This is a genomic window from Streptomyces sp. NPDC002690, assembly GCF_053592415.1.
The window spans coordinates 1-8,011 of the sequence record NZ_JBSFVR010000340.1 but is presented as its reverse complement, the minus strand read 5'-3'; the positions used below and the strand labels follow the sequence as shown (position 1 = coordinate 8,011).

Genomic DNA, 8,011 nt, shown 5'->3' with positions numbered 1-8,011 from the left:
CGAGGAGGACATCCGCGCGGTACGCGAGGAACTCACCGACCGCTACGGCAAGCTCCCCGAACCCGTCGAGAACCTCCTCCTGGTGGCCGGCCCTGGGCGCACTCGCCGCCGCGGCGGTCGTCACCGACCGCCGCCGCTGACCCCCACCCACGTCCCGGGGCGCGGTCCGCGCCCCGGGACGGTCCGCCCTGCCCTGTTTCGCCGAAGCGCACACGAACCGAGTCCCCGAGAACTGGAGTCGTGATGTCCCCGATCCCCCGTCGCACCATGCTCAAGGCCGCAGCCGTCGCCGGTGCCGCGTCCTCCCTGTCCTGGACGGCGCTCGGCGGCGCGCCACGGGCCGAAGCGGCCACCGACGCCACCGCCGGGGACGGAGGGGACGGCGGGGAGCCGGTGGAGATCGGCTGGCTGGAGGAGGGCGGGCTCGGAGCCGCCCCCGGTACGACGTTCGGGGTGCCCTGGCCGAAGGGGCGGTACCCGGCCGACCAGAAGTTCGCGCTCACCACCGACGGGGGCAAGGGCGTCCCCGTGCAGAGCTGGACCACCGCCACTTGGCCCGACGGCTCCCTCAAGTGGAGCGCCCACGCCGTCGGACCGGAGGCGGCCGGAGCCAAGAAGTTCGCCCTCACCGCCGGCGAACCCACCGCCCCCGGGGCGAGGGTCACCGTCAGCAGCTCCGGCGGGGTCATCACCGTCTCGACCGGCATCGTCACCGCGAAGATCGGGAAGACCGGCTCCTCGCTGGTCAAGTCACTGGTGCGTGGCGGCACCGAGATCGCCAAGGACGGCCGGCTGGTCCTGATCCGCCAGGGCGAGATCGAGGACGGCGACCAGGGCCAGGAGCGCTATGAGCGCTTCGAGAGCGCCATCGCCTCGGCCGAGGTCGAACAGGCGGGCCCGCTGCGCGCCGTCGTCCGCGTCGACGGCAAGCACCGGCGCGGCTCGCGCTCCTGGATGCCGTTCTCCGTCCGGCTCTACTTCCACGCGGGCGCCGAGTCGTTCCGCATGGTCCACACCATCACCTTCGACGGCACCCAGGACCCTGGCAAGGCCAGTGGAGACTTCGTCCGGGGCCTCGGCGTCCGCTTCACCGTCCCGATGCGCGACGAGGCGTACGACCGCCACGTCCGGCTCGGCGGCGAGGACACCGGGATGTTCCGCGAGGCCGTCAAGGGCATCACCGGACTGCGCCGTGACCCGGGAGCCGCCGTCCGGGCCGCCCAGTTCGAGGGGGAACGCCTCCCCGACCCCACTACCTGGGACCAGCGGGTCACCAGCCGCCTCCACCTCATCCCGACCTGGGGCGACTACACCCTCGGCCAGCTGTCGGCGGACGGGTTCACCGTGCGCAAGCGCACCGCGAAGGGGCACGGCTGGATCGCCGCAGGCGGCGGTCGCCGCGCTTCCGGCTTCGGTTACGTGGGCGGCGCGAGCGGCGGACTCGCCTTCGGGCTGCGGGACTTCTGGGAGAAGTTCCCCGCCCAGCTCGACATCAGGGGCGCCGACACGGACGAGGCGGAGGTGACCGTCTGGCTCTGGTCGCCCGAGGCCCAACCCATGGACCTGCGCTTCTACCACGACGGCCTCGGCATGGACACGTACACCGAACAGCTGGACGGACTGGAGATCACCTACGAGGACTACGAGCCCGGCTTCGGCACCCCGTACGGCATCGCCCGCACCAGCGAACTCCTCTTCTGGGTCCACGACTCCACCCCCGGCGCCGACACGTCGGCCCGGCAGACCGCGGCCGTCCGCACCCTGCCGCAGCTGGTCGCCCCGCCCTCCCAGCTCATCGGCGCGGGCGTCTTCGGCGGGCTCTTCGCCGAGCCCGACCGCTCCACCCCGGCGAAGGCGAGGATCGAGGACCACCTCGACTTCCTCTTCTCGTACTACCGGGACCAGGTCGACATGCGGCGCTGGTACGGCTTCTGGGACTACGGCGACGTCATGCACACGTACGACCCCTCCCGGCACCAGTGGCGGTACGACGTCGGCGGCTACGCCTGGGACAACTCCGAACTCTCCACCGACCTCTGGCTCTGGTACGCCTATCTGCGCTCCGGCCGCGCCGACATCTTCCGCTTCGCCGAGACGATGACGCGCCACACCGGCGAGGTCGACGTCTACCACCTCGGCCAATGGGCCGGGCTCGGCACCCGCCACGGCATCCAGCACTACGCGGACAGCGCCAAGCAGCAGCGCATCGCCAACACCACCTACCGGCGCTTCTACTACTTCCTCACGGCCGACGAGCGGGTCGGCGACCTGATGCGCGCCAACGTCGACTCGGACGAGACCTTCCTCGTGCTCGACCCGCAGCGCAAGGTCCGCACCGACGTGTACACCCCCGACCGGCACGCGCTCTCCATCGGCTTCGGCACCGACTGGAGCGGGCTCGTCTCCGCCTGGCTCACCGAGTGGGAGCGCGGCGGCCCGCAGGCGGCGAAGGCCAGGGACCGGGTCCTCGGCACGATGGAGACGATCGCCGCGCAGCCCAACGGCTTCGTCCAGGGCAGCGGACTCTACGACCTGGACACCGGCCGGTTCGCGATCGCCGCGCAGCCGGTCGTGAGCGTCTCCCACCTGTCGGGCGTCTTCGGACTGAACGAACTCTGCGCCGAACTCGTCGCCCTGGTCGACATGCCGGCGTTCGAGGAGGCGTACCTCGACTACTGCCGGTACTTCAACGCCACCAAGGCGGAGCAGGCCGCCCGCTACGGCTCCGACTTCGGCAGCATCAGCCTCTTCCAGGGCCACTCCCGCATGGACGCCTACGCCGCCGTGCGGACCGGCGACGCGAAGTTCGCCGCCCGCGCCTGGGAGAAGTTCCTGCGGGGCGACGGGTACAAGGAGTCCGCGTCCTGGAAGACCGAGGAGGTGAGCGGGCCCCTCGCCACCGTCGCGGGCACCGAGGCCGCCTGGGTCTCCACCAACGACACCGCCCTCTACGGACTCGCCGCCATCGAGAACCTGGCCCTCGTCGGCGACCACCTGCCCGGCTGAGCATCCGTTCCGCCCGCCCCGGCCTCGGGGCGGGCGGAACGGGACTCTCACCTCATCCGGCCCAGCGCCTCCCGCACCCGGCGGGCGTCCCGCAGCCGCTTCTCGTACGTCGCGCCCACCACGAGCAGCAGCCCCCCGGCCGCCGCCGGCACCAGCCACCTCGGCAGCGCCCCCACCACCTGCACCACGTACGGGGCGAGTTCGTGCAGGCCGAGCAGGGCCAGCACCGCGCCGCCCAGGAGCAGCGGGGCCTGGAGGCGGGACCGTGCCCCGGCCAGCGTGACCGCGAGGGCCGCGAGCCCCAGCAGCAGCGGACGCGTCCACCCCGGGTCTCCCCAGGCCACCGCCAGGCTCGGCAGCAGCGTGACCGCGAGCCCCGCGCCGTACGCCGTCCAGGAGGATGCCGCCGGGTCGCGCCGCCGCCGCAGCACCCCGACCACCAGGGCCGGCAACGTCACCGGCAGGGTGTACGCCTCCGGGGCGGTGACCTCCGAGGCCGCCAGGCGCACCCAGGACGCCAGCACGAACAGCACCAGCGCGAGGGTGCCCGCCACCCGCCGGCGCTCCGGCCGCACCGCCGCACCGGCCGCCAGCACCCCGGACAGCCCCAGCACCAGAGCGAGGGACGACGGGTCCGTGACCGCCAGGCCCACCGCCACCAGCGCGCCGGAGGCCCCGGCCAGCTCCACCGGCACCGCGACCGGACGGCGCCGGAGCACCCCGCCGAGCAGCACCGTGACCGCCGGGCAGACCAGCAGCAGCGGCGCCCCGCGCGAGGCGGAGAGTCCCAGTGAACCGACCGCCGCGACGGTCAGCGCGATCCCGCCGAGGACGGCGGCCGAGGCGGCCACCGAGCGCGCCGGGCGGTCCGGCAGCCTGATCGCCGTCGCGGCGAACAGCGCGGTGAGCGCCGCGAACACGGCGTACGTCGCCGCCTCGGAAGCCAGCGCCAGCGCCGCCACGCTCACCGTTCCCGCCAGCGCGCAGCCCAGCGCGGCGGACCCGGCGGCGGAGCGGGCCGATCCCCGGGAGAAGCGCACCAGCAGCTCCAGCGCCCCGGCGACCAGCAGGATCTCCAGGACCGCTCCGGCCGCGTACGGGACGTCCGCGACCGCCGCCGTGACCAGCAGCGCGCCACCCGCCAGCGCGGGTACGGCCACCGGGGCCACACCCCGCCACCAGGCCCCGAACGCCCGCGCACCGGCCGGACTCTCCTCCGTGTCCCCGGCCCCCGCGAGCTCTGCCGCCCACCGGTGGGCCGCCGCTCCCAGCGCGGCCACCACGGCCAGGACCACTGGCGCGGCCATCGTCCACGGCCAGCCGGCCGGCCCGCCGAGCGCGGCCCGCAGACCCTCCGGAGCGCCCTCCCACACCCGCGCGCCCGCCGACAGCGGAGCGGCCAGGGCCACGGCCACCCAGGGCGCCGCCCAGAGCAGCGACCCCGCGACCACGACCGCCACCGACACGGCCACACCCCGGCCGGCCGCCGTGCGGACCGACACGATCCGCACCACCGTCAGGAGCGCGATCCCCGCGAGCAGATACGCCACCACGGCCCACTCCGACGGCAGCGCGGACCGCACCACCCCGCCGGTACCCGCCACCCCGGCGAGCCCGCCGACCAGTCCGCAGGCCGTCGCGAGCCCGGCCGGCGCCCACCGTACGGCGAGCAGCGCGGCGGCCCCCGCGACCACCAGCAGCGCCCCCGGGGCGAGCGCACCGGCCGGGCCGCCGGCCGCCAACGACAGTGCCAGGGCCGCCAGCAGCGCGCCCGACCCGGTGGCCGCCAGACAGACCAGGGCGGTGATCCGCACCCCGGTCCGGCCGGACCGGACCGCCCGGACCACGACCACGCCGTCCAGCGCCGCCGTGATCAGCAGCGCCCAGCCGAAGGTGAGGGCCGGGGCGCCGGTGGCCGAGCAGGCGAGGACCAGCGGCAGCTGACCCGCCACCACCGCCGACGGAAGCGGCAGTACCGGCCGGCCGGGCGTCAGGCCGTAGCCCGCCCAGAGCGCGGCGAGTGCGGCCGAGGCCGCGGCGGCGAACGCCGTGCCGTCGGTGCCGGGGAGGGCCACCGCGTGGAGGGCGTAGGCGTCGAGGAGCGTCAGGACGAGTCCGAAGGCGCCCAGCGCCTCCGCCGTGGCCCGCAGTCCGCGCCGCCGCAGCACGACGGGGGCGGCGAGGGCGGCGGCCGTCACGGTGGCCAGCACCGCCGAGCGGCCCCCGATGCCCATCGCGCCCCAGCTGAAGAGTGTGAAGGCGACGGCGGCGACCGCGAGCAGCAGCCCGCCGAGGGTGAGGAGGACGTTCTGCGCGCCGTGCCCGGACGGGTTCCGGGGCGGGACGTGCGGGCCGAACGCCGGAAACGGGGGAGCGAACGCGGTGTCCGCGCGGGCGAAACCGGCGCGGGCCTGGGTGCGCAGGACCTCGACCAGCCAGGCGCGGCGCTGGAGCAACTGCGCCCGGCGGGCGTCCAGGCGGGCCAGTTCGGAGTCGAGGAGCGCCAATTCCTCGGCGGGCGGCGGGACATGTTCCATGTCCGGAGTGTCGGTGCCGGGCGAGGGCGCGTACATGTGTTCAGGTACTCACTTCTCGGAGTGAGTACCTGGGGCGAGCGGCCCCCGAGCGGGAAGACTGGTCGCATGAATCCGAACCACTACCGGTTCACGAGCCGGTGGGACCTCTCGGCGCCACCCGCCGCCGTCCTCGCGGTGCTGGAGCGGGGTGAGGAGTACCCGCTCTGGTGGCCCCAGGTCCGCGAAGTGGTCCAGGTGGACGCGACCACGGGACGGGCGCGCTTCCGCTCCGTCCTGCCGTACGACCTGGTCGTCACCCTCGACCGGGCGCGCCGCGATCCGGCGGCCGGGGTCCTCGAAGTGTCCATGACCGGCGATCTGGAGGGCTGGGCCCGCTGGACCGTCACCGGGAGGGGCGAGGGCAGCCGCGTGCGGTACGAGCAGGAAGTCGAGGTCCGCAAGCGGCTGATGCGGCTGCTGGCGCCGGTCGCCCGGCCGGTCTTCCGGGCCAACCACGCACTGATGATGCGAGCGGCGCGGCGCGGGCTCACCGCCCGGCTCGGCGCGGTTTGAACGAAGCCCCCCAGGACCTGTATTGTTCAACCCGTTCCCGGGCGATTAGCTCAGTGGGAGAGCGCTTCGTTCACACCGAAGAGGTCACTGGTTCGAACCCAGTATCGCCCACCGGGAAGAGCCGGTCCGTCAGCATCATCGACGGACCGGCTTTCGCGCGTCCTGGCCCGCACGGCGCGTCCCGGCCCGCACCGCACGGCGCGGGCCGTACCGCTCACGCCGCCGCGGCGACCTCCGGGCGCGGACGCAGCGGCCAGGCGGGATCGACCGGCTCGGGAGTGCCGCTCCGGGCGAACCAGGCCTCCAGCCCACGGGCCTGCGCCGCGTGCCAGGCCACCTGGAGCGTGTGCAGCTCCGACGGGCTCAGCCGCTCCAGCCGCGCGGTGAACCGCCTGCCCACGGCGCGTACCAGCTCCATCGACGCGGCGGCGTCCGCCGCCGCGTCGTGGGCCCCGTCCAGCACCACCCCGTACAGCTCGCAGAGGTCGGTCAGGGTGCGGCGGCCCTTGCGGTAGCGGTCCAGGTGCTTGTCGAGCACCCGGGGATCGATCACGCACAGGGGTACGTGCTCCAGGTAGCCCGCGAGCGAGGACGCCCGGTGCCGCTTCAGCTCGCGGTCCAGGAGGGTCAGGTCGAAGGGCGCGTTCATGACGACCAGCGGGCGGCCGGTCGCGCACTGCTCCGCGAGCGACCGCGCTATCTCCTCCACCACCGGAGCGGGCCACCTGCCGTTGCGCTGGAGGTGGTCGTCGGTGAGACCGTGGATTTCCGTCGCCTCCGGCGGCACCGGAATCCCCGGATTGATCAGCCAGCGGGTCACCCGGGCCCGCCCGCCGGCCGTGTCCTGGACGACGAGGGCGGCCGAGACGATCCGGTCCTCCTCGACGTCGACCCCCGTCGTCTCCGTGTCGAATGCGGCCAGCGGCCCCTCGAACCAGTGCATCATCCCCGAACTCCTCGCACCCGCACGGCAGATGGCGTGATTCCTCTGCCCGATATCGGTGATACCCGCGGTGTTTGCCTGATACGCCGTTTGCGGGCGGTCTCCTTCGGTGACAACACTTCTGACGGGCATGGGAGTTGACCAGGCAGCACTCAGGTGCCCGTCGAGCCACGTCAACGACCGGAGTCAACTGCACAGCCCGGAAGGCATACGGAGCCATGGCGCTCGCGCAGCCCGACCCGGGGAGCACCGCACGCGCCGCGGACCGCGGAAACGGTCCGGCGGCCGGGCGGACCGCGCCCCTGCGGGGCACCCTCGCCACCACCGCCTGCATGGAGACCCTCCAGGTGGGGTATCTCCACGCCGTGGCGGCAGCGGCCGGCTGCTCCCTCTCCCAGCCGTTTCCCGACAACGGCGTCGACTGGCACCTCAGCCACGGCGCCCCGGCCCACACCGTCGACGACGAAGTGACCGTCAAGGTGCAGCTGAAGTGCACCTACCAGCTCCCGCCGCACCCCCGGGGCGGGACGTTCCCCATCACCCTCGACAACGCCCACCTCGTGAAACTCGCCCGGACACCCGTGTCCGTGCACCGGATTCTGGTCGTGATGATCGTGCCGCGCGCCCAGGACGACTGGCTGCGGGCCGGACACGACCGGCTCGACCTGCGGCACTGCTGCTACTGGATCAACCTGGCCGGCCACCCGGTGACCGGCCGGCTCAGGACAACCGTGCGCATCCCGACCTCCCGGATCTTCGACGACCGGGCGCTCTGCGAGATCATGGCCCGGGTCGGGGCGGGAGGGAGACCCTGATGCACCGGTCGATGGACGAACCCGTCGGCGGGGGAGCGGAGCCGGACCCCCGCGCCCATCCGGCCGAAGCCCCGGAGCCGGACCCGCGAGACCGTGTAGAAGGCCACCGTCAAGTCCCTTACCAGGGACTTGCGTTCGTAGTCGTCGAGCGCGACGAG

5 protein-coding genes, 1 tRNA gene and 1 pseudogene are annotated in these 8,011 nt (G+C 74.0%); 5 read left to right on the top strand and 2 right to left on the bottom strand.

Annotated features, from left to right (window positions below):
* Window positions 1-91: pseudogene (locus tag ACWD3D_RS29695) on the top strand (TRCF domain-containing protein); the annotation flags it as partial.
* A 152-nt stretch (window positions 92-243) separates the two neighbouring features.
* Complete coding sequence (locus ACWD3D_RS29690; RefSeq protein WP_451463850.1) at window positions 244-3,006, top strand: exo-rhamnogalacturonan lyase family protein; 2,763 nt, start codon at window positions 244-246, stop codon at window positions 3,004-3,006.
* A 47-nt stretch (window positions 3,007-3,053) separates the two neighbouring features.
* Here the strand turns inward: ACWD3D_RS29690 and ACWD3D_RS29685 are convergent, their stop codons facing one another.
* Window positions 3,054-5,543, bottom strand: a complete 2,490-nt coding sequence (locus ACWD3D_RS29685; RefSeq protein ID WP_451463849.1) for an SCO7613 C-terminal domain-containing membrane protein — start codon at window positions 5,541-5,543, stop codon at window positions 3,054-3,056.
* 105 nt (window positions 5,544-5,648) lie between these two features.
* Here ACWD3D_RS29685 and ACWD3D_RS29680 point away from each other — a divergent pair, with 105 nt between their 5' ends.
* Window positions 5,649-6,095, top strand: a complete 447-nt coding sequence (locus tag ACWD3D_RS29680; RefSeq protein WP_451463848.1) for an SRPBCC family protein — start codon at window positions 5,649-5,651, stop codon at window positions 6,093-6,095.
* A 39-nt stretch (window positions 6,096-6,134) separates the two neighbouring features.
* Window positions 6,135-6,206: transfer RNA gene (locus ACWD3D_RS29675), tRNA-Val, on the top strand.
* A 103-nt stretch (window positions 6,207-6,309) separates the two neighbouring features.
* Here the strand turns inward: ACWD3D_RS29675 and ACWD3D_RS29670 are convergent.
* A complete protein-coding gene (locus tag ACWD3D_RS29670; RefSeq protein WP_451463847.1) occupies window positions 6,310-7,041 on the bottom strand; it encodes an exonuclease domain-containing protein in 732 nt (243 codons plus the stop codon).
* A gap of 215 nt (window positions 7,042-7,256) precedes the next feature.
* Between ACWD3D_RS29670 and ACWD3D_RS29665 the strand changes: the two genes are divergently transcribed.
* Window positions 7,257-7,853, top strand: a complete 597-nt coding sequence (locus tag ACWD3D_RS29665; RefSeq protein ID WP_451463846.1) for a DUF4365 domain-containing protein — start codon at window positions 7,257-7,259, stop codon at window positions 7,851-7,853.
* Window positions 7,854-8,011 lie beyond the last annotated feature (158 nt).